Source organism: Phytohabitans aurantiacus (genome assembly GCF_027923225.1).
GTDB lineage: Bacteria > Actinomycetota > Actinomycetes > Mycobacteriales > Micromonosporaceae > Phytohabitans > Phytohabitans aurantiacus.
Genome location: NZ_BSDI01000069.1, coordinates 40,858 through 65,740 on the forward strand (window position 1 = coordinate 40,858; position 24,883 = coordinate 65,740).

The following is a 24,883-nucleotide window of genomic DNA, read 5'->3' on the forward strand; positions in this document are numbered from 1 at the left end:
GGCTTGAAGCCGTCGTGGGTCACCCACCCGCCCGAACCCTGACCTGGGCGTTCGCCGTCGGTGGGGGTTTGGCTTCACACCGTTGCGCCTGTCCTTTGGTGCCCTCGTCATTGGCGTGAGACGAACGAGGCCCGCTGAGGGCGTGCGCGGCCTCCCGGGCTCGGCGATCAAGGGCATTTGCATGGATCAAGGGCGAATGCACGTGGAAATGAGATCGAATCGCGTGCATTCGCCCTTGATCGGCGCGTCGGGCGTGGCGACACGCCGTCGCGGGCTGGGCTGGGGGCGGACGTGCGCGGGGAAGAGATCTAATCGTGTGCGTTTGCCCTTGATCGGCGGAACCGGTGTGGCGGCGCGCCGTCGTGGGGTGGCCTGGGCGCTCCGGGCGAGGCGCGTAGGGGATTTGAGCTGCCGCGATGTCCGTCGTGGCACATACCGTTGCTCCCGCGGCCTCACCCTCCGCGATCCACGAACTACCCCGCGCGGGTTGTGGGGACGCGTGGGGTGAGGCTGCGGGAGCTGCGGTCTTTAGCGCGGCGGGCGTCGCGGTAGCCCAAAGGCACTAAGGTGCTGGGCGGCGCATGGGGACGTGGGGGATGCCGTCTTCGACGAACTCGGGGCCGGTCTGCTCGAAGCCGAAGCGACGGTAGAGGGCGGCGGCCTCGGTCTGGGCGTCCAGGATCGCGTCGCGGGCGCCCACCTCGTGCATGGCCGCGGCCATCAGGCGGCTGCCCAGGCCGGCGCCGCGGTGCGACGGGGCCACGACGACGCGGCCGATCCGGGCGGTGCCGCTGGGTTCGGAAAGGACGCGGAGGTACGCCACGGGCGTGCCGGCCTCTTCCAGCCAGATGTGGCGGGTGCCGGGCTCGGTGTCGCGGCCGTCCAGCTCCGGGTACGCGCATTTCTGCTCGACCACGAAGACGTCGACGCGCAGCTTCAGCAACGCGTAGAGGGTGCTGGTGTCCAGGTCGGCGAACGCCGCGACGCGCGTTTCCACGCGATCAGCCTACGCAGTTCAAAAGCTTCCGAGCTGCCGCGACGTCCGCCGTGGTGCGGACCGTTGCTCCCGCAGCCTCACCGTCCGCGATCCACGAGCCACACCGCGGTGATCAGGGCGTCCCTCAAGTCGCTCTAACGACTTGAGGGACGCCCTGATCACGGTAGGCTCGGCGCTTTCGATCTTGGGGAGGCTTGGTGCGTAGGCGGGATTTCGCGAAGTTGGCGGGGCTGGCGGGCGTAGCGGCGGCGGGCCTGCCGAGCGCGCCCGCGCGGGCGGCGGCTGCCGCGACCTGGCGGGTCACGGGCACCAGCGTGCCGGCGCTGGCGAGCTTCGACAGCACGATGAAGGATTTCATGCAGGCGCGCGGCGTCTCCGGTGGCCAACTCGCCGTCACGTACCAGGGCCGGCTCGTGCTGGCGCGCGGGTACACGTACAGCGACGACACCAGCCTGACCGTGCAGCCGACGTCGCTTTTCCGCGTGGCGAGCCTGTCGAAGACGGTCACCGCCGCCGCGGTGGCCCGGCTGGCGCAGGACGGCAAGCTGTCGCTCGCCAGCCCGGTGACGTCGCTGCTGTCGCTGACCCCGCCGGACGGGCAGGCGGCCGATCCGCGGCTGTCCAATGTGTCCCTGCTGCGGTTGTTGCAGCACACCGGCGGCTGGGACCGGGCTATCACACCCGATCCGCTGTTTCAGGATCGCGTGATCTCGCGGGCGCTCGGCGTGCCGATGGAGATCAGCGGTGACGACATTGTCCGATACACGACAGGGAAGGCGCTCGATTTCGCTCCCGGGGGCCGGTACGCGTACAGCAACTACGGGTACCTGCTGGCCGGCCAGGTCATCGAGAAGGTCAGCGGGATGCCGTACGCGTCGTACGTCCAGCAGCACCTGCTGAACCCGATCGGCATCACCCGGATGAAGCTGGGCTGGAGCATCGCACCGCACACCGGCGAGGTGCCGTACCGGTCCCAGTACACCGGCACCACGGTGCTGAACGAGTCCGGTGCGACGGTGGCGGGGCCGTACGGCGCGTTCAGCATGGGCAACCAGTGGGGCAACGGACGCTGGGTGGCCTCGGCGGTCGACATGGTGCGGTGGGCACGCGTGTTCGACGGCGCCTCATCGGTGCTCGACAGCACGTCACTGGCCCGCGTCTTCGCCCAGCCGGAGATCGGCGTCTCCAACGGCTGGTACTACGGCCTCGGCTGGAATGTCCGCCCGGTCACCACCGGCGGGACCGGCCGGAACACCTGGCACACCGGCAGCCTGCCGGGCAACTATTCGCTGCTGGTCCGCACGTACCAGGGGATGAGCTGGGCCGCGCTGTTCAACCAGCGGGACGACGCGTCGGGGCGCAGCTACGACGACATCGACCCGGCCCTGTGGACGGCGTCCCGGGCGGTGACGAGCTGGCCGGCTCACGACCTGTTCCCGAATTACTTCTAATTTTCCGGTGTGTCGCTTCCGGGTGCTCCGCGATGGCGCGGCGAAGCTCAGATGTGGAGTCCGATGTCCCCGGGGGAGCAAAGTGATCAAGCGCACAAGACTGTTCGGTACGAAGACACGGATCACCTTCAGCCTGCCCAAAGACGCGCCCGCCGGCACGGTGAGCGTCGTCGGTTGCTTCAACGACTGGGAGCCGGGCCGGCACGAGCTGATCCACCGCAAGGACGGCACCCGCACGGTGTCGGTTCAGCTGGAGCCGGGCGAGTACCGGTTCCGGTACCTGGCGACCGGTGGCGTATGGCTCGACGACGAGCACGCCGACCACGTCGACCAGGACGGCAGCCAGCTGATACTCGGCTAGACCTCGATTAGGTAGTACGTAACGTAACGGCGGGCCCAACGGTCCGCCGTTACGTTTGCTCATTGACGGCCAAAACCGACATTCGCCTGGCCACGGGGTGGCCTGAGTGGACGAATGGCGCTACCTTCGGGTGCGCATGGCGCTTTTGTCATGTGACTCAAGGGGAGGCTCCCCTGAGCGGGGGGCGTTACAGAGGAGCGGGGTGAGTTCCACCTTGACAGACACTCCAGGTATCGGTCAGGTGCAAGCCACGCAGGCTCAGCTCAACAACATGGCTGAGCGCTGCATGACGGTGCGCGAAAATCTGGCCTCCGGGATGGCGCAGTTGCTCGACCGGGTCAACGACCTGGCTGGCAAGGGCATGAGCGGTACGGCGAACAACGCCCTGCAGTCGGTGTCGTCCGATCTGAACAACGGTCTGACGAAGATTCTCAACGCGCTCGACGAGCTGGCCGGCAAGATCAGCAGCGCGTCGAAGGAGTACGGCGTGCAGGACGAAGACGCCGCGCAGACGATCCGCCAGGCCGCGGCGGAGACCGGCGATGGCGCCGTTGTCAGTGCCCTGCGTGGCTGACCGTCGAATCCGTAGTCGAGACAGTCGAGAGGCGAACTTCAGATGACTGACATCCCAATCACCTATAACTTCGGCGCGATCGCCGACGTTTCCACCGCGATCGGCACGTACTCCGGCAACATGGACGTCGAGCTGGGCGATCTGTACAACGACTTCAAGACGCTGTTCGCTCAGGACTGGCAGGGTTCCGCGGGGCAGGCATGCGACGCCGCCCAGCAGCAGTGGAACCAGGGCGCCTCGGAGATCAAGGCCGCCCTCCTGCGGCTCGGCACCGCGCTGGGTGGGTCCGCCGAGCGCATGCAGCAGGTCGACCAGAAGATCTCGGCCGGCTTCTAAAGAGGCGACTCGGGTTGTCCCGGCGAAGGCAGGTCCTTCGCCGGGACCCTCTATAAAACGATCGGGGGAGGCAGCGTGGTGCGCGACGATGGCGGCGGGGGCGGCAGCTACATCCCTGCGCCGAGTGAGTACGAGTCGTTCTCGGACGCCGAAGACGTGCGGGTCGAAGTCACCGACCTGGTTTCGTACTGGGAGGAAATGACCAACCTCTCCATGGACGCGTTCGGGGCGTACAACACGGTCAGCGCTGACATGAAGATGATGGTCGTCGACGGCCTGAGCACGGCTCGTGACGGTCAGACCTTCCCCGAGGGCCTGCAGGCCGCCCGGTTCCTCGACAACCGGATGAGCGACTTCAGCTACTTCATCAAGGACGTCACCGAGGGCGTCCGCAACATCGGTGGTGCGGCCGCGGTGATCGCGGAGATGTTCGAGCACTCCGACAACTCCAACGGCGCCGACATCAACGACATCGGTTTCGTCTTCGGCGACCCGCGCACCACCGGGCCGGACGGCTTCCGCAAGACCGAGACGTTCTACGACTTCGAGCAGCGGATGGCCGCCGAGACCGGGATGAACGCCCAGGCGCTCACCGGCAACGACGAGTACGCCAAGGTCACGTCGTATCCGTACGGCGCCATCTACACGTTCGGCGACGGTTCGAAGAAGCACGTCCACTCCACCACCGAGTACGGCGCCAACGGCCTGCAGACCGCCGTCACGACCACGTACATCTACGGGGCGGACGGAAAGCTCCTCTCCACCCAGGTCGAGCGCAACACCTACAACGACTCGGGTCAGACGACGACCCGCAGCACCTCGACCACCATGGGCGAGGGCGACGACAAGCGCCAGACCACGAGCACGACGACGGAGAACACCGACGGCAGCGTGACGGTCCGCACCGAGACGCAGAGCGGCGACAACAAGCCGACCGTCAGCGAGAGCACGGTGCAGCGCGACGACCACCGCGACACCGGCGGCGACGCGCCCGTGCACGACGCGTCCGAGAAGCTCGACTCCGACGGCAGGGACTACACCGTTCACGACTACGGCGTCGCGTAGGCGGTGGCGGCATGACTGATCAGTATTTCGGCTACAGCAGCGCCACCAACGAGCGGCTGACCGAGGCGCGCCGGATGGCCGCCAAGATGGGCGAAGACATCCGGCACTACCCGCCGCCCACGCACGGCGACTACATCGAGCCCACGCCCGACTTCCGGAAGATGTACGAGGGCGGCCAGACGCCGGGCGAGGAGACCCGCTCGTTCTACTCCAACGGCATCGAGCAGATCTACGACCGCATCATGAGCCAGGACGCCACCCAGATCCGGCAGCTCGCCGAGCGCTGGTACCAGATCAACCAGGTGCTCGACGACCTGCGGATCCGGGTGCGCACGGCGGCGGTCAACCTCTCGAACGGCGGTGACGGTGACGGCGGCGACGGCGGCTGGACGGGCGCTGGCGCCAAGGCGTTCCTGGCTCGCGGGCCCGGTGCCACTCTGAAGTCCATCGACGACTGGGAGCAGGCCGCGCTCGCCAACTGGCAGGGCGCCAGCGCCCTCGCCGACACGATCGTGGCGCGTCAGGCCGAGATGGAGAGCCTGTACGAGCGGTACAAGAGCTCGATGACCACGTGGAGCGGCAGGTTCTTCGAAAACAACCCCGACCTCAAGGGCATCGACGACATCCGGCCGGGCAGCGCGCTCGCCGACAACTACATGACGTGGATGCGTGAGGCCCAGGGCCCGTGGCACTTCCAGGCGCAGGACATCCAGTTCAAGATGGCGCGCGAGTACTGGTCCGTCATGAGCGAGAAGTTCGCCGGCGGCACCGCGACCGTCTACGAAGGACCCACCAACGCGGTGATGCCCAACATGGAGTTCATCGCGCGATACAAGACGCCTGACCTGCCCGGCATCGGCGGCCCACCCAGCATCCAGACGCCCAACAACGTCAAGCCGAACATCACGGCTCCCAACATCAAGCCGCCCACCATCGGCGACAAGCTCGGACTGACGGAAAAGCCGCCGCCGATCGCACCGCCGACCACCGAGCAGCTGACGAAGCCCAGCATCGAGACGCCCACGGCCACGCCACCGGCGATCACCCCACCGGCCCTCCCGCCGCTGGTCCCGCCGCCGGTCGTGCCTCCCGTGGGCACCGGGGGCGGCATGAAGCTCGTCGGGCGGCCCAGCCTGACGAACCTGCCCGGCGGCAACAACCTGCTCAACAACCTGCCGGGTCAGGGCACCGGTCCGGGCGTGCTGCGCTCCGGCCTCAACTCCGAGGGTCTGCCTCCGCAGGCACCCGGGGCCCGGCCGCCCGCACAGAGCTCGCCGCCGCCGGCCATCAAGGGGCGCGGCCCGCAGCAGGGCACGCCGGCCGCTCCGCCGCCGGGCAAGCGCGGACCGGGCGAAAACATCTCCGAGACGCCGGGCACGCCGCTCCGGCCGGGAATGACCGACCAGTTCGGCGGCACGCCGAGCACGCCGGCCTCGCCGGTGCTGCGCAACCCGCGCGCGACGACCCCGCCACCGCCGTCGAGGTTCGGCGGTGACCGGCGCCGCCATGCTCCTGGCATGCCGGGAGCACCGGGTACGCCCGGAGGCGGCACGCCGTTGCGTCCGGATGCCGCCCCACCGGTACTCGGCCGGCCTCAGCCGCGCCAGCCGGAAAGCGCGGCCCCAAACCGCCCTACCCTGCCCCCGGCACCGCCCGGCGCCCCGGTCAACCCGCTGGCCCCGCCGCCTCGACCCACGTCCAGCCCGGTGGTCGGGCGCTCGGCGCGGCTCGATCCCGGTGCGGCGCAGGTGCCGGAGCCCACCGCGGGCGTCATGCGCGGCAAGCGCAACGACGGGATCTCCGGGTACGAGGGCGAGATCGGCTCGCGCAAGCGGGAGGCCGCCAAGGACCCGCAGCTGTCGGTCGACGAGGAGTTCGAGAAGATCCGTCGCATCCTCGACCAGGAAGCGGCGTGGAAGGTCGAGACGCCCGGTGGTGGCGTGCTCGACGGCGCGCCGGTCCGGTCGACGGCGCCGTCGGCGGAGCCCAAGCCGACCCTGGGTACGTGATGGCACGACAGGCTCGCCGGAGCGCGGTGGTCGCACTCGCCGCCGCGCTCCTCTCCACCGTCGCGGCGTGTGGCGGCGGCGATGACGCGTCGAGCCCCATCCCCGAGCCGCCGCCGCTGGCGACCGAAGCGGCCACGCCGACCCCGGCGGGATCCGGCCCGGTCTACGTGCTCTCCGGCGAGCTGTGCAAGAAGGCCGACCAGAGCCCGCTCGCTGACCTGTACCCGAAGGAGGAGGCGCAGCCGCTGGTCAACACCGAGCGGCTGTGCATCACCCACCGCACCTCCGGTGAGAAGGGCATCGATCTCACGGTCGACGCCGAGGTGCTCAACGACGAGGGGATGGCGAAGCGCTTCGTCGAGACCGGCCGCCGGCTGGCGAAGCGCCCGTACACCGACGTCACCGGCGCGGGCACCGACGCGCACTGGAGCGGCGACAAAGACGACGTCAAGCTGACCAGCTACAACGGCAACCTGGTGCTGGAGGTGGAGGCCAGCGTCAACGTCGCCGACGGCCTGCCGCCCGACATCGTGCAGCGCCTCGTCAAGGTCGCCGCCGGCACCTACCAGCGCCTGGCGCCAGGATGAGATACCCGGGCGGGCGGTTCGCGATGAGCGTCATCCACCCGGGATCGCCGGCGTTGCAGATCCGGTACCGGGAGGGTGTGCTGGTCAACCCGTTCGGCTTTCCCGAGTGGGCGTTGTGCGCGCGGGCGGTGATCGAGCTGCCGCCGCCCGAGCCCGGCCTGACCCGCGACGAGGTGCGGGTGGTCGACGTGCTGACCGGCAACCTCGCCGCCGCCTGGGTCGGTGACGATCCACTGTGGAGCGGTGAGAGTACGCCGGCGGGTTGGTGCTGGGCGCACGTGGGCCGCACCCGCCTGCTCGCCCTGGTGCCGATCGAGCTGCACGGCGCGTACCGCCACGCCGGCGGCATCACCACCCTGGAGGTCACCGGGCGGGGGCTGCGCACCGGCACGTCACCGGTGCCCGTGGCGCTCACCCCGCCCGACCCGGTACCAGACGACCTGCTCGACCTGCTGGAGCGGTTGCTCGGCTGGCCGCTGCCGGAGGCGTACCGGCGCTATCTCGCCGCGACCAACGGCGCCGGACCCGCGGCGCCCGGCGTGCTGCCAGGCCATGGTTTCGTCGCCGACCAGCCGCTGTTCGGCCTTGCCCGCGCCGACCGCCAGCAAGACATCTCGTATGTGGTCGAGTGGGCCCGCGACCGGCTGACCGTCGACTTCCTGCCGATCGGGTACGTGCAGGGCGGGCTGCTCGCGGTGCGCGTCTCGGGCGGCGACCTCGACTCCATCTGGTACTGGGACGACGACGACCCGCGCGCCCGTGACGAGCACGATCCCGAGTACATCTGCGCGAACCTGCTGCACCGCTGCGCCGACACCATCGACGACTTCTTTGCCGCGCTGGTGCGGCCGGCAGACGATCTCGTGCGCGTCGCCACCGCCAGGGTCGACAATGGTCAGGTCAGGCACGTGCGGGACGCCGAGGTCGGTGCCGGGCTGCCGGTGCGCCAGCGGGCGCCCTGGCAGCGGCCGCCGCCGGCCGTGCGCGACCCGCTGACGACGATGTTCGAGGTCCGATGATGGAAGCCACCGTCACACCCTGGGAGCCGGTCAACGACGTCGAGCGCGATCTGGTGGTCGCGACCGGCGCGGGCGACCTGCAGCGGGTGATGTCGATCCTGGCGTCGGCCCAGCTGTACCTGCCCGGCTACCGCCCCTCGGCCTCCGACGAGCGGCAGCGGATCGTGACCAAGGAGCGCGACGGCGTGCCGTACGTGCTCGTCTTCACCTCGCCCGAGGCGCTGCACCGCGTCATACCCGCCGACGGCTGGCACCCGGTCACGCTCGCCGAGCTGGTCCGCCGCACCCCGGACGGTTGGGGCGTCGCGGTCGATCCGGTCACCCCGGTCGGCGTGGTGATACCGCCCGACGACCTCAAGGCGCTGCTGCCGCAGCCGGCCGGCATGGCTGGCTTCGTGCCGGCCAACGACACCGAACGCCTCATCCGCGAGGCCCTCACCGAGCTCGCCGGCGACGTGCTGCTCGACGTGCTGGTGACCGCGCGCGTGATCGTGCCGACCCAGGCGCTCGAGATCGACGGCGTACCGGTGGTGGCGGTGTTCACGTCGCCGGATCGATACGACGACTTCCTCGACGGGTTGCCCAGCCCCGTGCCCACCGTCTCGATGGACCTGGTGGCGGTGCTGCGGCAGTGGCCGGACGAGGAGCACCGGCTGGCGGTCAACCCGGGTTCGCCGATCGCGATCGTACTGGGCGGCGACCGGGTGCCGGGCCTGCTGGCGCACGCGGTCGAGCTCGCGCAGCGCCGGCGGCCCGCGCGCCCGCCGCTGGTGGTCGCCGCTTTCGAGGAGGAGCACGAGCCTGACCTGCCGGTCAGCGACAACATCGCCGATCTGCTGCGTGGAGGCGGCTGATACGGTCGAGACCGGCGCTGAAATGCGGCTGAACGGGGAGGTGAGCATATGGAGCGTCCGCAGTGGTCGGCACTCCGCGGCGTCGTCGAAGATTTACAACGTACGATCGACAACGCCGCGCAGACCCGCGAGCAGATGCTCGAGGTCACCGGCACGGCGTGGTCGGACGACCGGCTCATCAAGGTCGTGGTCGGCCCCCGAGGCCAGCTCATCGAGCTTGAGATCGACCCGCGGATCTACCGCACGCCCAACTCCAAGGCGCTCTCCGCAACGATCCTGTCGACCGCCAAGGCAGCGATCGAAGACGCCAACAAGAAGACCCGCGAGATCATGGACAAGGTCATGCCCAAAGACAAGGGCCTGGGCCTCTTTGGCAAGACCGACGTCGATGTGATGCTGGAGCACCACGACGCAGACCTACCGCAGGCGATGAAGAAGAAGGACGAGGAGGGTCATGGGTACCTATCTTAAGATCGACGGCGATCCCAACGAGATTGGCGGCACCGGTGCGCTCCTGCGCTCGATGGCCGAGTCCTTCAGCACCGAAGCGCGGGCCGTCGTCGGCGACATCACCACGATCGAGGGCGAGCAGCCGTGGGGTGGCGACAGCTACGGCAACGGCTTCCGGGAGACGTACAACATGGTGCCGGAGGGTGGCGACAAGCCGCTGCGGAGCATCATCCAGGACAACATGAACAACGCTGGCGAACGGCTCACCAAGGTCGGCGACAACACCGTCCTGGCGATGGCCGAGTACCAGGGCACCGACGACGACAGCGGTCGCAAGATCCGCGAGACCAACGTCTAGCACTACGGGGATTGCATTGGTCGTGCGGTGGTTGTCGGCTGCTCTCATTACGGTGAGCGCGACGCTCTTCGTTCCCGGCGTGGCTTCGGCCGCGCCGGGAGACAATTGCGCCGAGCCCGGTCAGGTGTTCACCCCGGTGCCGTGGCAGCAGCAGATGCTCGGCCCCGACCGGGTCTGGCCGTTCACGCAGGGCGGTGGCGTCACGGTCGCGGTCCTGAGCACCGGTGTCGACGCCAGCCATCCCCAACTCGCCGGCCAGGTCAGCCAGGGCTTCGACGCGGTGGCGGGCAGCGGCAGGGCCGACGATGACTGCTTCGGCCTCGGCACGCAGGTCGCGGGCGTCATCGCGGCACGGCAGGTCGCCTCGATCGGGTTCGCCGGGGTCGCGCCGCGGGTCACCATCCTGCCGATCCGGGTCATCGGCGAGCGCGGCAGTGCTGGCGCCGTCGCCGAGCCCGCCATCCTCGCCCGGGGCGTCACCGCCGCCGTCCAGCGGGGCGCCAACGTGATCGCCGTCGCCGCCGTCACGTACACGGACAGCCCCGCCCTGCAAGGCGCGGTCGCCAACGCGATCGACAAGGGAGTGGTCGTCGTGGCGGCCGCGGGCGACGCGGGCAGCGCCAGCGGCGGCAACCCCACCCCGTACCCGGCCGACTACGACGGCGTGATCGGCGTCGGCGCGATCCAGCAGACCGGCGAGCTGTGGCCCAACTCCCAGACGGGGTCCTTTGTGGACATCGTCGCGCCCGGAGCCGACGTGGTGACGCTCCAGCGCGGCCAGGGCATGATCGAGGTCGACGGCACCGGTGTCGCCTGCGGTTTCGTCGCGGCGACCGCGGCGCTGGTGCGGTCGCGGCGCGGCACCCCGACACCCGACCAGGTCGAGCGCCAGCTCAACGGCACCGCCATCCCGGCCGCGGGCGGCCCCCGGTTCGGCCACGGCATCGTCAACCCGTACGCCGCCGTCGTCGAGCGCCTCGCCGACCGTGGCCCCGTCGAGCTGCCGGCCCTCACCCGCTCCTCCACCGCCCGCTCGCCCGCGTGGGCACGCAGCCGTGACATCGCCCTGGTCGGTGGCGGCGTGGCGGTGCTGGCCGTACTGCTCGTGCTGGTGGTGGCCGTGTCGCTGCCACGCGGTCGGCGGCGCTTCTGGCGCTCCTCCATGGCGTCCACGCCGGTGACCCGCGAAGAACCCGAAGAGCCAGCCCCACCGGTCCAGCTCTTCACCCAGTAACCCACCCGTGATCAGGGCGTCCCTCAAGTTGCTCTAACGACTTGGGGGACGCCCTGATCACTACGGGGTTATGGGGTGGTGCGGGCTGGTTGGAGGGCCGCTGACGGGTCCAGGGTGGGCCCCGTCGGGATGCGGCTCACCAGGGCCGCTGGCACGCCGACCGCTTGGATCGCCGGGTATCCCAGCATGTCGAGGACCGAGCCGCTCGGCACCGGGTACTTGATGCCCAGGTCGGTGATGACGTAGTACGGGCCGGCGTTGGCGTTCGGCGAGCCCAGCGCCCGCACCACCGCGACCTTGCCCGCGGGCACCAGCACCGCGTCGGCGAGCGTGACCGCGTCTTCCGAGACGGACCCGGTCGGCACGGCGGTCGCGAGCTTGTCGACGGTCGCGTCGACGCGAATCGACGGTGCGGCCGCCGCGTCGGTCGTGACGGCGCAGATCAGGTCGCCGCCGCCGGGACTGACGAGTTCCGGTGTGGACAGTGGGGGAGCGGTGTCGCCGGACGGGGGGCGCAGCCGGCCGCTGCGGGGCGCTTGCTGCGCCTCGGTGAGGCCGATGTTGATCGGATCGGCCGACGACTGGGCGCGCAGGATGTCGCGCTGGAGCGGGGTTATCTCGGCCAGCCCGTCGCTGAAGACCACGAAGTAGCTGGTGCCGGAGCCGCTCTCGGTGCTCAGTACGTCACCGTTCTTCCGGCCGGGCACCGCTGGTGACGCGGCACCCCGGTCCGGGACGTTGATCGGGGAGATGTCGGCGCCGGCGGGCAGCGAGTTGACCCACGCGGTGCCGACGGGCACGGGGGTCACGGAGCCGAACAGCGCCGGTACGACGTTGTCGTGGTCGCGGATCTGGTACCGCCGGCCGTGCCAGATCAGGTACCGCGTGCTGAGGCGCGCGTCGCGTACCAGCACGGCGTCGTCGGTCAGCGTGCTGCCGCCCCGGGCGTCCGCGGCGACCGCGATGGCGACCGTGCTCACCGCCTGGCCGGACTCGTTGGTGCCGGGGATGGTGCACACCGTCCACGGCAGGCGGACGCGTTGCTTGAGGGAGGGCAGCGAGTTCGGCGCGCCCGCGATGCCGACCGTGTTGCCGCGCGGTGCCTCGCTCAGCTTCTTGCTCGACACCCGGAACACCTGCGCGCCCGGCTTACCGGCGGCGAGCAGCGCGGACGCGTAGTTGAGCGTCGGGTACAGCGTCTGGTCGAAGTACACGAAGCTGGCGCCGGTCTCCTTCTCGATGACGACCGAGCCGTCGGCCTTCCACTTGTCGGTACTGGCCTTCGTCAGGATGCCGTAGATGCCGAACCCCGCCGCGACGAGGACGGCGATCATCACACCGCCGAACACCGCGCCGATGCCACGCCGCAGCGGGGACTGTGCGGGATCGGTCTCCCGCATGACGAACGCGGAGATGACCCGCTGCGTCAGGAACTGGTACGAGTGGAGCTGGTCGCGCCGTGTAGCCATGTGATCACCCGCCGATCGACCCGAACAGCCCCTGGATCTCGCCGAAGAGCCCGGCGACCGCGCAGGCCAGCGGGACCAGCGCCATGATGGCGAGCACGTCGAAGATGTCGGCGGCGCGGCCCAGGTACGGCGAGGGGCTGCGCCGGCTGTAGACGATGCCGGCGGCCAGCACCGCGGCCGCGGCCAGGAGCACCAGCAGCAGCAGGATCAGGCGCCCGCCGCCGCTGTCGGCCTGCAGCACGTATCCCAGCAGCAACAGCGCGAGGCCGGCGATCCCGGCGACCAGCAGCGGCACCCGCTGTTGGGGCAGCGCGAAGAGGCGGGCCCGCAGCAGCAGCGCGGCCGCCGCGGCGAAAGCCAGCAGGTCCGCCGAGACCGAACCGTCGACGCCCACCAGGAACGCGGTCGCCACCGCGCCGCAGACCGCCGCCGACAGCAGCATGCCGGACAGCAGCTCCGTCGACCGGGCCACCGCCGCGAAGACGTCGGAGCGCTTGGGCACCGGCCGGTCTTCAAGGATGTCTTCGGCGCGTTCGGGCAGCTCCGGCACTGGCAGGCGCCCGATCCAGCTCGCGATCAGCGGATAGCTCGGCAGCAGGCCGATCACCGCGGTCAGTGCCACCGCCGCGGCGCCGCCGGGCCCCATGCCCATCAGGCAGAGCAGCGCGGCCAGCAGGCCGATGACGCTGCTCGCGATGCCGGCCATGAAGAGGCGCTGGGTAGCCGCGACGCCGGTGTATCCGATCACGCTGAACACGAGCAGTGCGGCCGCCCCGAGCAGCAGGCTGGACGCCCCGAGCCGGGTGACCGCGGTGTCGCCGGGCGCGGCGAGCAGCGCGCCGCCCGCGAACGCGTACGGCAGGCCGGAGGCGGCCACGACGGCGCCCGCGGCCGCGTCACCGAACGCGCGGGACAGCAGGATCCCGACCACGGCCAGGACGGTGGCGAGGCCAAGACCGACCGCTGCCGGCAGCGGCCACGGCGGTCCGGAGATGAGGAGCACCACGAGGCCGAGGCCGAGGATGACGCTGGCGACCGCGAGCCCGCCGCGGCGGGTGGCGGCGCTGCCCCACGAGCGGCCGGCCCTGCGGGCGCCGCTCGCGATGACCTCGACCACATCGTCGTACGCCAGCTCGGGCCAGTCGTCGCGGCGTGGTGCGAGGTGCAGCAATTCGCCATCGCGTACGCCCTGCACGGAAAGGTTGCGGGTGGGCTCGAGCACGGCGCCCGTGGCACGGCGCAGGACCCAGCCACCGTGCCGTTCGCCGTCGTCACCGAGGTCGTCACCGGCATGCCGCAGCAAATGAGGCAGGAGCTCAGCGACGAGAAGGTTGTCGGGCAACGCGACGTCCATGCGCCGCTTCGGTGCCGCGACCGTTACCCTGGCCAGAGAGAGGCCACCGGGGGCCGTCACGCTGGTCACCTCCCCGCCCCTGCGTCAGCAGCGCCCAACCTAGCATGTCGATACCGGCCCACCCTGCGCCAACCGGGAGGTAGTGGCCGGTCTATAGGATTGGCCGCGCCGGGACTGGTCACAGGGTTCGGACGACGGGGAGGTCGAGCGGTGACATCGGTGATCGTCAAGCGTCCGCCGCGTCGCATCGCGCCTCCGTTGCCGACCGGCGAGGTCGTCCTGGAGCCGCCACCCGAGATCCCGCCGCCCGGTGGCAAGGCGTGGACCCGGATGCTGATGATCCTGCCGATGGCGGCGGGTGGCGCGGCGATGGGTCTCATGATGGCCGGCCAGCGGGGCGGCAGCGGCCCCTTGACGTACGTGGCCGGCGGCATGTTCGGCATCTCCATCCTCGGGATGATGGGGATGATGATGATGAATCAGTCGGGTCCGGGCAAAAAGGAAATGATCGAGGCCCGCCGGCAGTACATGCGCCGCCTCGCCCAGATGCGTGCCCAGATCCGCACCACGATCCGCCAGCAGCGGGAAGCGATCCACTATCGACACCCCGACCCCGTGGCGCTGTGGTCGACCGCCAGCGGCGGCAGGCTGTGGGAGCGGCGGCGCAGCGACCCTGACTTCAGCGTCGTGCGCATCGGGTTGGGCGCGCAGCAGGTCGCGACCCCACTGATCCCGCCGCAGACCCGCCCGGTCGACGAGCTCGAACCGCTGTGCGCCATGGCGCTGCGCAAGTTCGTCGCGACGTACTCGATCGTCCCGGACCTGCCGGTCGCCATCGCGCTCCGCGACTTCTCGCACGTCTACCTGCGTGGCCCGGAAGGGCCGGTCCGCGACCTGGTGCGGGCGCTGCTCGCCCAGATGGCGACCTTCCACGCGCCCGACGACGTGCTGATCGGGCTCTGCGTGCCCGACACCCAGCGGCCGCACTGGGAGTGGGCCAAGTGGCTGCCGCACGCGCAGCACCCCGCGAAGATCGACGCCGTCGGGCCCATCCGGCTCTTCGCGCCGTCGGTCACCGCGCTGGAGGCCATGCTCGACGACGTACTGGCCAACCGCCCCCGCTTCGACCCGACGAGCAGCGGCGTCCCCGGTCACCACGTCGTGGTGGTCATCGACGGCGGCTCCACGGTGGGCTCCGACCACCTCATGACCGATGGCGGCGTCGCGGGCGTCACGATCCTCGACCTGTCGAACCCGCCGCCCCGCCTGCTCGACGACACGTCCGTGGTGCTCGACATCGCCGAAGACGGCACGATCTCCGGCACCACGATGGACGGTTCGACGCAGGTGGGCAAGGCCGACGCCCTGACGCCCGGCGAGGCCGAGGTGCTCTCGCGCGAGATGGCACCGCTGCGGCTGTCGGCCACGTCGTACGCCGCCGACCAGTCCTCGGTGGCCACCATCGACCTCGGCCTGTCCGAGCTTCTCGACCTCGGGTCGCCGCGCGACTTCGACCTGGCCCGCACGTGGGCGAGCCGGCCCAACCGCGACCGGCTGCGCGTGCCGATCGGCGTGGGCCCCGACGGGCGCCCGATCGAGCTCGACCTCAAGGAGTCCGCGCAGGACGGCATGGGGCCGCACGGCCTGCTGGTCGGCGCCACCGGTTCCGGAAAGTCGGAGCTGCTGCGCACGCTGGTGCTCGCGCTCGCCGTCACGCACAGCTCCGAGATCCTCAACTTCGTGCTCGTCGACTTCAAGGGCGGCGCGACGTTCACGGCTCTCGACCGGCTGCCGCACACCAGCGCGGTCATCACCAACCTCTCCGAAGAGCTGTCCCTTGTAGACCGCATGCTCGGCGCCATCGAGGGCGAGATGACCAGGCGGCAGGAGCTGCTGCGCCGTGCCGGCAACTACGCCTCGCAGCGTGACTACGAAAGGGCAAGGGCGGCAGGTGTACCGCTGGCGCCGTTGCCGAGCCTGTTGGTGATCGTCGACGAGTTCAGCGAGCTGCTGACCGCCCGGCCGGACTTCATCGACATGTTCGTCAAGATCGGTCGGCTGGGCCGGTCGCTGGCGATCCACCTGCTCCTCGCTTCGCAGCGGCTCGAAGAGGGCCGGCTGCGTGGCTTGGAGACACACCTGTCGTACCGGGTGGGCCTGCGAACCTTCTCCTCCATGGACAGCCGCGCGGTACTGGGTGTGCCCGACGCGTACGAGCTGCCCCGCGCGCCCGGCCACGGATATCTGCGCACCGGCACCGAAGGGCTGATCCGCTTCCGCGCGGCGTACGTCTCCGGCGTGGTCCGGCAAGACGGCTACCAGCCCACCGTCGGCGGCCGCCCGGTCGACCCGGTGCGCGACTTCACCACGTACTACGTGGCGCCACCGCGCGACGACAAGCCGGCGGCCGAGCAGCAGGAGCCCGAGCAGGAAGAGTCCGCGGTCGGCGAGACGCTGCTCGACGTGCTGGTCGAGCGCATGGAAGGTCAGGGCGTGCCGGCACACCAGGTGTGGCTGCCGCCGCTCGGCGAGCCGCCCACCCTCGGCCAGATGCTCGCGCCGATCGTGCAGTCCAGCGATCGCGGCCTCACCACGCAGGCGCTCAGCCCCGAGCGGGCGCTCCACGGTCTGGTCGGCGTCATCGACAAGCCGTACGAGCAGCTGCGCGAGCCGATGTGGCTCGACCTGTCCGGCAGCGCCGGCAACCTGATGGTCGTCGGCGGTCCGCAGAGCGGCAAGAGCAACTTCCTGCGCGTCCTCGTCGGCAGCCTCGCGCTCCGGCACACGCCGCGCGAGGTGCAGTTCTACTGCCTCGACTTCGGCAATGGCGGGTTCTCCACGATGGCGGGGCTGCCGCACATGGGCGGCGTGGCCACCCGGCGCGACGTCGACAAGGTGCGCCGCACGATCGCCGAGGTGTACGGGCTGATGCAGGCCCGCGAGGCGATGTTCGCCAACAACGGCGTGGAGGGCATCGTCGCGTACCGGCGGGCCAAGTCGCAGGGCCGGTTCGGCGAGGACCCGTTCGGCGATGTGTTCCTCGTCGTCGACGGCTGGGCGACGGTGCGCGCCGAGTTCGAAGACCTCGAACCCGTCATCAACGAGATCGCCAACCGTGGTCTGGGATACGGCATCCACATCCTGGCCGCCACCAACCGGTGGATGGACGTGCGTGCCGCGATCCGTGACATGTTCAACACCAAGATCGAGCTGCGCCTCGGCGAGCCCGCCGACTCGCTCATCAACCGCCGCGCCGCCGTCAACGTGCCCGAGCAGACCGCCGGCCGGGGCCTCACCCAGGACGGGCACCACTTCCTGGCCGGCATCCCCCGCCTCGACGGCGAGCAGCGCGTCGACGACCTCGGCGACGCGGTGGCCGAGTTCGTCAAGCTGTCCCAGGAGTACTGGACCGGCCAGCCCGCGCCGGCCGTCCGGCTGCTGCCCCCCGAGCTGCCTTTCGAGGTGCTGCCCGCGCCACAGGGCGGCCGCATTCCGATCGGTATCGCCGAGTCCGACCTCATGCCGGTGCACCTCGACTTCGACGCCGAGCCGCACGTGCTGCTCTTCGGCGACATCGAGAGCGGCAAGAGCTCCTTCCTCCGCAGCATCGCCAAGATGATCACGACCGGCTACACCCCGAGCCAGGCCCGCGTCATCACGGTCGACTTCCGGCGCAGCCTGCTAGGCGCGGTCGACCCCTCACACCTGATCGGCACCGGCACGTCGAACCAGGCCACCATCGAACTGATCAAGCAGGTCACCACGGTGATGCGTGAGCGCCTGCCCGGCCCCGACGTGACACCCGAGCAGCTCCGCAACCGCAGCTGGTGGAAGGGCCCCGAGCTGTACCTGCTGGTCGACGACTACGACCTCGTCGCCGGCTCCACGGTCAACCCGCTGACCCCGCTGCTCGAATACCTCCCGCAGGCCCGCGACATCGGCCTCCACCTGGTCCTGACCCGCCGCATCGGTGGCGCCGGCCGAGCCATGTTCGACCCGGTCATCAGCCGCATCCGCGAGCTGGCCTCGCCCGGCATCATGATGTCCGGCCCGCGCGAAGAGGGCGCGCTGTTCGGCAACATGCGGCCGCAGATGCTGCCGCCGGGCCGGGCCTGGCTCTTCACCAGACGCCACGGGGCCCGCCTGATCCAGCTCTCCTGGACCCCACCCGCCCACTAACCCGACCCCCAGCGTGATCAGGGCGTCCCTGAAGTTGTTAGAGCAACTTGAGGGACGCCCTGATCACGGAGGGGTTAGCGTCGGGGGGCGCCGGCGTATTGGCGTTCGACGTCGGTTTGGGCGAACCAGATGTAGCGTTCGGCGCCGTCGCCTACCAGGGCGATCATGTCGTCGGCCATCACCTGGAGGAATTGGGTGCTGGCGGCGGGGAGGCGTAGAGAGCTGCCCACCAGGGCGGCCTCGGCGCTGCCTAGGCGCTGGAGCATGACCAGGTTGCAGTCCTGGATGGACGGTACGCCGGGCTGGCTGAGCTGGCGCAGGATCGTCAGCTGAGTTTGCCAAGGACCCAGTGGCTGCGGTGCGGTGGCGCCGAGCTGGCCCAGGTCGTACACCACGAGGATCGGCTGCTGCGCGCTGGCGGTCACGGCGAGCGGCTGCTCGGCGGAGAGTACCGCCACGCGGTCGCCGCGGCCGGTCGCGCGTTCGCCGAAGCCCTGCCAGGCTTGCGGGTCGGCGGTCACCACGGCGACCCGGGCGCCGAGCGCGAGCGCGCGGAACGTCACCAGCTGCCCGGCCCAGGCGCCGCCGACGAGGGCGATGCGGGTGGGCTCGGGCCGGAAGAACCTTACCGACACCGGGCCCTGCTGCCGGTCGGCGCCCAGGATGAGGCCGGTGCCGGGGGTGGAGATCCGGAGCTGCGCGAGCGCGGAACGGGACGCCGTGTGCGAGCCGATGCGCAGCCGCGCGAGCCGGCCGGACAGGCCGCGGTGGCCGTCGCCGGGGCCGGGTGGGCGGCGGCTCTCGTACACGGTGCCGGGCGGCAGCTGAGGTGTGGCGTCCGGGATGGCCCGCGCCTCGGCGAGTGGCACCGCCGCGGCGCGGCTGGCCGCGGCGGCCGCCGCCTGCGTGGCAGCCTGCGTGGAAGCGCTGGACGTTGTCTGCGCCGGCGGTGCCGCCTGTGCCGGGGGAGCGGTGGCGACCGGCCCCGCGGCCTGTACCGCTGGGGACGACAGGGTCGCGTCGCGGCCGAGCACGGCACCGCCCGCGCCCTTGGCGATCTGGGTCAGCGGCGGTGGTGGAGGCAGCGGCGGGCGCTGTGGAAGCGGTACGCCGGGTGCCGGGGTACCGGGTGATCCGCCGCCGGAGTCGGCCCTGGCGACCGCGGCGTGCGGGCTGCTCAACGCACTCGGCACACCGGGCGGCGGGGGCGGAGGCTGGGCCGCCTGACCCGGGGCGGCAGGCTGTCCATAGTGGCCCGCCACGCCGCGACCGGCGGCTGCGGCCGTGCCGTAACCCGGCGCGCCTTGGCCTGGTACGCCGCCGCTGGCGGCCGCACCCGCGCCATGGCCCGGTGCGCCCTGGCCCGTGCCCGGGCCCGGCGCGCTGGCGGCGCCGCCTCCGTAGACGGCACCGGCACGGCTCGAGCCGTAGGTGCCGGCGGGCGGGGGCTCGGGCCGGCCGACGGACGCCCTGCCGGCGGCAGGCGACTGCCCATCACGGTGCGACTCGTCGCGGTGAGAGCCCCCCTGTGAGTCGCGGTGGGAGCCGCCCTGTGAGTCGCGAGGATCGCGAGAATCGGTCATCGCGCGCCGCCTCCCGTCGGTGCGGACGCGTACACCGCCGGCCCCTGCTCTCCGTCGAGCTGGAACAGTTCGGCGCGCGCCTGCTCGGCGCCCCGGGTCAGGGACTGGCAGATCGGGCCAAGGTCGCCGGCGGGCGCCGACACCCGTACCAGGGCCCGCAGATCGACCATGCGGCTGTCGTCGTCGGCGGCCATGGTCAGGGAGACGTTCGTCATCGCGGCGGGCGCGGTGGAGAGCCAGTTGAGCAGCGAGGCGGCCTGCTCGACGGGCGGCCATCCGCGTACCCAGAACGAGCGATGGGCGAGCCCGGCCGAATGCCACTCGGACCATTCCTCGCGCGGAGGCTGGGTTTCGGTGTGTGGCGTCGCCGGCGCGAGGTCGCACGACCGCATCAGCGTCCCGAGCAGCGCGTCGGCGTCGAGCAGGCGGTGGGCGATGCCGTCTTTGCGGAGCGACTTGGCGACCCGGCGGACCATGGCGGCCACCACGGCGGGCGCCAGGTCGAGGTCGGCGCCGTCGTCGGTGATGGCTTCGGCGAGCGAGCGGGCGTCGAGGCGGACGGCGACCCAGGTCTCGCGGTCCGCCGGCACGGGCACGGTGCCGAAGCGGGCGAGCAGCTGGCGGTACGACTGGCCGGCGGCCGAGGACGGGTGCGTGTCGATGCTGGGCGCCGGCACGGTCTGCGTGACCACCTGGAGCACGGCACCGGGCTGATCGGCTTCGGCGAGCGCGGCGGCCAGCGTGTCGAGCGGGATGCCGCCCGGGTCCTCGCGGGTGGCCATGGCGGGCGTGACGGCGGCGACCGCGTACCAGCCGGCGTCGTCACGGGCGACACCCACGTGCGAGCCGTCTGCCACCGAGACGTTTTCGACGATGAGGTTGGGTGCGAGGCGGCGCAGGGCCGCGAGGCGCGCGTCGTCGCCGAACGCCGGGGCGCCCGCCTCCTGCCGGCGCCGGCGGTATCGCCGAGCCATCATCCGCCGTTCGAGCCACCACCGCCCGCGCGCCCGACCGAGCACGAGGAGCAGCAGGACCGCGCCGACGACACCCACGCCGATAGCCAGCAGCGCGTTTTGGGTGACGGCTGCCAGTACAGCGACGAGCACCGCCTCGGCGAGCAGCAGCTGCGTGACGTTGACCGGTCCGAGGTGACCCGGGCGCCGGCGGGGCAGCAGTATCGCGGGACCGGTGTAGTCGGCGGACTCGGCGCTCACCCGCGCGACGGCACGGACGGGTGGCGTCGAAACGGTCTGTGGCGGCACGGACATGCGGTGAACAACCCCCGATCAGCGCGTCGCGGCCAACAAGTCGTCGAGCACGAGAGTACGCAGGTCGTCGCGGCTGGGCATCCGGCCGAGCGCCCGCAGACGTCCGGATTGTGCCTTACGCATGCCTTCGAGCAGCTTTCGCGCCTCGCGAGCGTTACCGAAGTTCTGATCGCGTTCGATCTGTGCGAACCACTCCATCAGCGCCTCGTCGAGGCCGGGCGCGAGCAGGTAGTCGTCGTTGCGGGCGATCCGCTGCACGATGAGCACGAGCTCGTCGGGGGAGTAGTTCTCGAACTCCAGCGTCTTGGCGAACCGGGAGGCCAGACCGGCGTTGGCGTCGAGGAAGTTGACCATGTCGCCGGTGTATCCGGCCACGATGACGGCCACCTGGTCGCGGTGGTCTTCCATGAGCTTGACCAGGGTGTCGATGGCCTCCTGTCCGAAGTCGGCCGAGGTGCCGGCCGAGCGGGACAGCGTGTACGCCTCGTCGATGAAGAGCACGCCGCCCAGCGCCTGCTCGAAGACCGATGTGGTCTTCTCCGCGGTGTGTCCGATGTACTGGCCGACCAGGTCGCGCCGCGACACTTCCTTGAAGTCACCACCGGGCAGGACGCCGAGCGCCTTCAGGAGCTGGCCGTAGAGGCGGGCCACGGTCGTCTTACCGGTGCCGGGCGCGCCCGTGAAGACCAGGTGGTTGCTGGCGGCGCCGACGGCGAGCCCGGCGCTGCGCCGCCACTCGTTGACCTGGATCTCGTCGATGAGCGCGCGCACCTCGCTCTTCACGCCGGCCAGACCGATCATCGTGTCGAGCTCGGCGAGGAGCTTCTCCACCTTCGCGGCGTCCTGCTGGTTGCCGCCCTCGATCACGCCGGCGCCGACCTTGGGGGCGTGGATACCGTCGTCGGCCTCGCGGATCGTCGGGTTGGCGCCCTCTTCGACGAAGATGCCGGGCGTCGCGGTGCTCTCGACGCGGGTGCCCTCGACCGAGCCGCCGCAGCCGCGGCCGAACGTGATCCCGGAGCCCCGGGTGTCGTGCACCCAGGAGTCGACGATCGTGGGCGCGCTCTGGTGTGCCACGGAGATGCCCGCGTCACCGGTACCGGAGATGTCGCACCGTTCGATCGTGGGGCGCCCGGCCTGGTACACGTAGATCCCGCGGAAACCGCAACCGGCGATCGTGGAGTTACGGATCGTGGGGTTGGCGCCGAGCCGCACGATCACCCCGTCGTCGGCCGTGTCGCGGACCTCGCACTTGTCGATGAGGCCGCCCGCGTCTTCGACGATGATCCCGTACTGCCCACCGGTGACCTTGACCTCGGTGGCGGTCAGGGTGGCGCCGTCGGTGACGCTGACCGCGGCCGCGTACCGTGCGCTGGCCTCGCACCTCTCGATGGTGAGCCGGGTGCCGGTGGCGTTGACGGCCGGGTAGTCGGCGCCCTTGATCACCAGGCCGGACAGCGTGACCTCGCCGCCTTCGCAGGCGACCGCCGGCGCATAGGCGTCACCGCCGTCGATCGTGACCGAACCGGGATCCTTGGCCGCGACCAGGCTGACCCGCCGCCCGCTGAGCCGGATGCTCTCCGCGTAGGTGCCCGGCTCGATGGAGATGACGGTGCCGTCGGAGGCGATCTCGAGGGCGTCACGGATGGTCGGGTAGGCACCCGCCCGCTCCGCTGAGACGGTCAGTGTGCGCGCCATGATGTCCGTACCTCCCCGTCGGCCCACGAGGATCGTAGCGACCCGGCGCCCGTACAACGAAGCCGGTCAGGCGGCTGGCTTCAGGGTGAGGCTGATGGAGTTGATGCAGTAGCGGGCATCCTTGGGCGTGAATCGCTCGCCATCGAAGCGGTGGCCGAGGTGGGAGTCGCAGCGGGCGCAGCGCACCTCGACACGGACCATGCCGTGCGAGCGATCTTCCACGTATCGGATCGCGCCCGGGATGGCCTCGTCGAACGACGGCCAGCCGCAGTGCGAGTCGAACTTGGTGTCGCTGGAGAACAGCTCCGCGTCGCAGGCCCGGCAGCGATACACACCCTCGGTCTTGGTGTCGACGTACTCGCCCGTCCACGGTGCCTCGGTGCCGGCCTGACGAAGGACCCGGTACTCGGCGGGGGACAGGCGGACCCGCCACTCTTCCTCGGTACTCGGCAGCGTCATGCTTCCAGGCTACCGACTGCCAGCGCACCAATTACCAGCTGCGCGGGCCCTCGTTGAGCAGGCATGCGCGCGGTGCTGGCCAGCTTCCGCCCGACCTGGTGGCAGGCGGTCGGGCACGGCCTGTACCTGGGCGCAGCCGCCGGTGCCGTGGGCCTGGTGGTGTCGTTCGCGCTGCCGTCCCAGTACCGCATCGTGATCGTGGTGGTCCCAGCGCTGGTCGCCGCGGTGGGCGGCGTCGTCGCTGGCCGGCGCGGGAGCGTCGACGCCGACGACGCGGGCATCCGTCTCGAACGGGCCGGGCTTGTGCCGTGGAAGCATGTCATCGGCATCCGCGCGGAGCGCCGCCGGCGCCGCACGGTGGTCGCGATCTATCTGGAGTCGGGGGAGACCCGCCGGCTGACGGCGCCGTACGACGGCGCCCTCCTGGCGCGCGACCCGCTCTTCGAGCGGCGCGTATTCATGCTCTGCCACCTCTGGGAGACGCACCGCGACTGGAGCGTCCACGGTTAGAGTCGGGCAATGAGCCCTAAGGCGAGCGCCGTCGAGGTCGAGGTCGCGGGTCATGCGGTGCGGCTGAGCAGTCCCGACAAGGTGTACTTCCCGGGAGCCGGCTACACCAAGCGGGACGTGTTCGAGTACTACCTGTCGGTCGGTGACGGGATCATGCGGGCCCTGCGGGGGCGCCCGACGACGCTCCAGCGCTTCCCGGAGGGCATCGAGGGCGAGATGTTCTACCAGAAGCGGCTGCCGACCCGTGGCGTGCCGCCGTGGCTGGAGTCGGCGCGGATCACGTTTCCGAGCGGGCGGCCCGCCGACGAGTTGTGCCCCGCCGACCTGGCACACGTGGCCTGGGCTTCGCAGATGGGCGCGGTGGTGTTCCACCCGTGGCCGGTGCGGCGAGACGACCCGGATCACCCCGACGAGCTGCGCGTCGACCTCGACCCGCAGCCTGGCACCGACTTCGGGCACGCGGCGGAGGCGGCGGGCGCCCTGCGCGAGGTGCTGGCCGACGCGGGCATGACCGGATATCCGAAGACGTCCGGCGGCCGGGGAGTGCACGTGTACGTGCGCATCCGTCCCGAGTGGGACTTCGTGGCGGTACGCCGAGCGGTGATCGCGCTGGCCCGTGAGCTGGAACGGCGGCGGCCCGACCTCGTCACCACCTCGTGGTGGAAGGAGGAGCGCGGCGAGCGGGTGTTCGTCGACTTCAACCAGATGGCCCGCGACCGCACGATCGCCTGCGCGTACTCGCTGCGCGCCAACGGCCGTGCGACCGCCTCCACCCCGTTGACCTGGGACGAGCTGCCTGACGTCGAGCCGGACGACTTCGACCTGCGTACCGTGCCGGAGCGCTTCGCGAAGGTGGGCGACCCGCACGCCGGTATCGACGACGAGGCGTTCGATCTCAGCCCGCTGCTGGAATGGTCGGAGCGCGATGAACGGGACGGTTTGGGCGACATGCCCTACCCGCCGGACCATCCGAAGATGCCCGGCGAGCCCAAGCGCGTGCAGCCCTCCAAGGACCGCGACCGCAAAAAGTGAGGATGCGCGGCCGATAGGCGGGCGGCGCACACAGCG

The 24,883-nt window shown here is 70.9% G+C and carries 22 protein-coding genes; 15 read left to right on the top strand and 7 right to left on the bottom strand.

Features of this window, described 5'->3' with window-relative positions:
* Positions 1 to 562: 562 nt before the first annotated feature.
* Positions 563 to 997: a GNAT family N-acetyltransferase gene (locus tag QMG73_RS40160; RefSeq protein WP_281904481.1), complete on the bottom strand. Its 435-nt coding sequence runs from the start codon at positions 995 to 997 to the stop codon at positions 563 to 565.
* A 197-nt stretch (positions 998 to 1,194) separates the two neighbouring features.
* Here QMG73_RS40160 and QMG73_RS40165 point away from each other — a divergent pair, with 197 nt between their 5' ends.
* The 12 genes from QMG73_RS40165 to QMG73_RS40220 all read left to right on the top strand — a co-directional run bounded on the left by QMG73_RS40165 (position 1,195) and on the right by QMG73_RS40220 (position 11,295).
* On the top strand, positions 1,195 to 2,448 hold the full coding sequence (locus QMG73_RS40165; RefSeq protein ID WP_281904483.1) for a serine hydrolase domain-containing protein: 1,254 nt from the start codon (positions 1,195 to 1,197) through the stop codon (positions 2,446 to 2,448).
* An 82-nt stretch (positions 2,449 to 2,530) separates the two neighbouring features.
* The gene (locus QMG73_RS40170; protein ID WP_281904485.1) at positions 2,531 to 2,809 is read left to right on the top strand and encodes an isoamylase early set domain-containing protein; all 279 of its coding nucleotides are present in this window, start codon (positions 2,531 to 2,533) and stop codon (positions 2,807 to 2,809) included.
* A 202-nt stretch (positions 2,810 to 3,011) separates the two neighbouring features.
* Positions 3,012 to 3,383, top strand: coding sequence for a WXG100 family type VII secretion target (locus QMG73_RS40175; RefSeq protein ID WP_281904486.1), 372 nt, complete (start codon positions 3,012 to 3,014; stop codon positions 3,381 to 3,383).
* A gap of 42 nt (positions 3,384 to 3,425) precedes the next feature.
* Positions 3,426 to 3,719, top strand: a complete 294-nt coding sequence (locus tag QMG73_RS40180) for a WXG100 family type VII secretion target (protein WP_281904489.1) — start codon at positions 3,426 to 3,428, stop codon at positions 3,717 to 3,719.
* Between the two features lie 75 nt (positions 3,720 to 3,794).
* On the top strand, positions 3,795 to 4,784 hold the full coding sequence (locus QMG73_RS40185) for a hypothetical protein (protein WP_281904491.1): 990 nt from the start codon (positions 3,795 to 3,797) through the stop codon (positions 4,782 to 4,784).
* A gap of 11 nt (positions 4,785 to 4,795) precedes the next feature.
* The gene (locus QMG73_RS40190; protein WP_281904493.1) at positions 4,796 to 6,793 is read left to right on the top strand and encodes a hypothetical protein; all 1,998 of its coding nucleotides are present in this window, start codon (positions 4,796 to 4,798) and stop codon (positions 6,791 to 6,793) included.
* The gene (locus QMG73_RS40195) at positions 6,790 to 7,380 is read left to right on the top strand and encodes a hypothetical protein (RefSeq protein ID WP_281904494.1); all 591 of its coding nucleotides are present in this window, start codon (positions 6,790 to 6,792) and stop codon (positions 7,378 to 7,380) included. Before QMG73_RS40190 ends, QMG73_RS40195 begins: the two co-directional genes overlap by 4 nt.
* On the top strand, positions 7,377 to 8,399 hold the full coding sequence (locus tag QMG73_RS40200; protein ID WP_281904496.1) for an SMI1/KNR4 family protein: 1,023 nt from the start codon (positions 7,377 to 7,379) through the stop codon (positions 8,397 to 8,399). Before QMG73_RS40195 ends, QMG73_RS40200 begins: the two co-directional genes overlap by 4 nt.
* Positions 8,396 to 9,253, top strand: a complete 858-nt coding sequence (locus QMG73_RS40205; RefSeq protein WP_281904499.1) for an SseB family protein — start codon at positions 8,396 to 8,398, stop codon at positions 9,251 to 9,253. Before QMG73_RS40200 ends, QMG73_RS40205 begins: the two co-directional genes overlap by 4 nt.
* A gap of 48 nt (positions 9,254 to 9,301) precedes the next feature.
* Positions 9,302 to 9,724 (top strand): YbaB/EbfC family nucleoid-associated protein, encoded by a 423-nt coding sequence (locus QMG73_RS40210; protein WP_281904501.1) that lies wholly within the window; start codon positions 9,302 to 9,304, stop codon positions 9,722 to 9,724.
* Positions 9,708 to 10,061, top strand: coding sequence for a hypothetical protein (locus QMG73_RS40215; protein ID WP_281904503.1), 354 nt, complete (start codon positions 9,708 to 9,710; stop codon positions 10,059 to 10,061). The genes QMG73_RS40210 and QMG73_RS40215 overlap by 17 nt, the downstream gene beginning before the upstream one ends.
* A gap of 52 nt (positions 10,062 to 10,113) precedes the next feature.
* A complete protein-coding gene (locus QMG73_RS40220) occupies positions 10,114 to 11,295 on the top strand; it encodes a S8 family serine peptidase (protein WP_281904506.1) in 1,182 nt (393 codons plus the stop codon).
* 68 nt (positions 11,296 to 11,363) lie between these two features.
* Here QMG73_RS40220 and eccB read toward each other — a convergent pair whose 3' ends face one another.
* Complete coding sequence (eccB, locus tag QMG73_RS40225) at positions 11,364 to 12,764, bottom strand: type VII secretion protein EccB (protein ID WP_281904508.1); 1,401 nt, start codon at positions 12,762 to 12,764, stop codon at positions 11,364 to 11,366.
* A gap of 4 nt (positions 12,765 to 12,768) precedes the next feature.
* Complete coding sequence (gene eccD, locus QMG73_RS40230) at positions 12,769 to 14,178, bottom strand: type VII secretion integral membrane protein EccD (protein WP_281904510.1); 1,410 nt, start codon at positions 14,176 to 14,178, stop codon at positions 12,769 to 12,771.
* A 150-nt stretch (positions 14,179 to 14,328) separates the two neighbouring features.
* Here eccD and eccCa point away from each other — a divergent pair, with 150 nt between their 5' ends.
* A complete protein-coding gene (gene eccCa, locus QMG73_RS40235) occupies positions 14,329 to 18,297 on the top strand; it encodes a type VII secretion protein EccCa (protein ID WP_281904511.1) in 3,969 nt (1,322 codons plus the stop codon).
* 74 nt (positions 18,298 to 18,371) lie between these two features.
* Here the strand turns inward: eccCa and QMG73_RS40240 are convergent, their stop codons facing one another.
* The 4 genes from QMG73_RS40240 to msrB all read right to left on the bottom strand — a co-directional run bounded on the left by QMG73_RS40240 (position 18,372) and on the right by msrB (position 23,305).
* A complete protein-coding gene (locus QMG73_RS40240; RefSeq protein ID WP_281904513.1) occupies positions 18,372 to 19,478 on the bottom strand; it encodes a hypothetical protein in 1,107 nt (368 codons plus the stop codon).
* Between the two features lie 398 nt (positions 19,479 to 19,876).
* Positions 19,877 to 21,148 carry a type VII secretion protein EccE gene (locus tag QMG73_RS40245; RefSeq protein WP_281904515.1) on the bottom strand — a complete coding sequence of 424 codons (1,272 nt, stop codon included), beginning with the start codon at positions 21,146 to 21,148 and terminating at the stop codon, positions 19,877 to 19,879.
* Between the two features lie 18 nt (positions 21,149 to 21,166).
* Positions 21,167 to 22,846 carry a right-handed parallel beta-helix repeat-containing protein gene (locus tag QMG73_RS40250; protein WP_281904517.1) on the bottom strand — a complete coding sequence of 560 codons (1,680 nt, stop codon included), beginning with the start codon at positions 22,844 to 22,846 and terminating at the stop codon, positions 21,167 to 21,169.
* 66 nt (positions 22,847 to 22,912) lie between these two features.
* Positions 22,913 to 23,305, bottom strand: a complete 393-nt coding sequence (msrB, locus tag QMG73_RS40255; protein WP_281904519.1) for a peptide-methionine (R)-S-oxide reductase MsrB — start codon at positions 23,303 to 23,305, stop codon at positions 22,913 to 22,915.
* A gap of 63 nt (positions 23,306 to 23,368) precedes the next feature.
* Here msrB and QMG73_RS40260 point away from each other — a divergent pair, with 63 nt between their 5' ends.
* Entirely contained in the window at positions 23,369 to 23,815 is a 447-nt protein-coding gene (locus QMG73_RS40260; protein WP_281904520.1) for a hypothetical protein, read from the top strand.
* Between the two features lie 9 nt (positions 23,816 to 23,824).
* The gene (gene ligD, locus QMG73_RS40265) at positions 23,825 to 24,847 is read left to right on the top strand and encodes a non-homologous end-joining DNA ligase (RefSeq protein ID WP_281904522.1); all 1,023 of its coding nucleotides are present in this window, start codon (positions 23,825 to 23,827) and stop codon (positions 24,845 to 24,847) included.
* The last annotated feature ends 36 nt before the right edge of the window (positions 24,848 to 24,883 follow it).

Coding starts and splice junctions, on each gene's coding strand:
- QMG73_RS40260 (WP_281904520.1), top strand. CDS start 23,369: ATGCGCGCGGTGCTGGCCAGCTTCCGCCCGACCTGGTGGCAGGCGGTC.
- msrB (WP_281904519.1), bottom strand. CDS start 23,305: ATGACGCTGCCGAGTACCGAGGAAGAGTGGCGGGTCCGCCTGTCCCCC.
- QMG73_RS40210 (WP_281904501.1), top strand. CDS start 9,302: ATGGAGCGTCCGCAGTGGTCGGCACTCCGCGGCGTCGTCGAAGATTTA.
- QMG73_RS40205 (WP_281904499.1), top strand. CDS start 8,396: ATGATGGAAGCCACCGTCACACCCTGGGAGCCGGTCAACGACGTCGAG.
- ligD (WP_281904522.1), top strand. CDS start 23,825: ATGAGCCCTAAGGCGAGCGCCGTCGAGGTCGAGGTCGCGGGTCATGCG.
- QMG73_RS40200 (WP_281904496.1), top strand. CDS start 7,377: ATGAGATACCCGGGCGGGCGGTTCGCGATGAGCGTCATCCACCCGGGA.
- QMG73_RS40250 (WP_281904517.1), bottom strand. CDS start 22,846: ATGGCGCGCACACTGACCGTCTCAGCGGAGCGGGCGGGTGCCTACCCG.
- eccB (WP_281904508.1), bottom strand. CDS start 12,764: ATGGCTACACGGCGCGACCAGCTCCACTCGTACCAGTTCCTGACGCAG.
- QMG73_RS40245 (WP_281904515.1), bottom strand. CDS start 21,148: ATGTCCGTGCCGCCACAGACCGTTTCGACGCCACCCGTCCGTGCCGTC.
- QMG73_RS40190 (WP_281904493.1), top strand. CDS start 4,796: ATGACTGATCAGTATTTCGGCTACAGCAGCGCCACCAACGAGCGGCTG.
- QMG73_RS40215 (WP_281904503.1), top strand. CDS start 9,708: ATGGGTACCTATCTTAAGATCGACGGCGATCCCAACGAGATTGGCGGC.
- QMG73_RS40180 (WP_281904489.1), top strand. CDS start 3,426: ATGACTGACATCCCAATCACCTATAACTTCGGCGCGATCGCCGACGTT.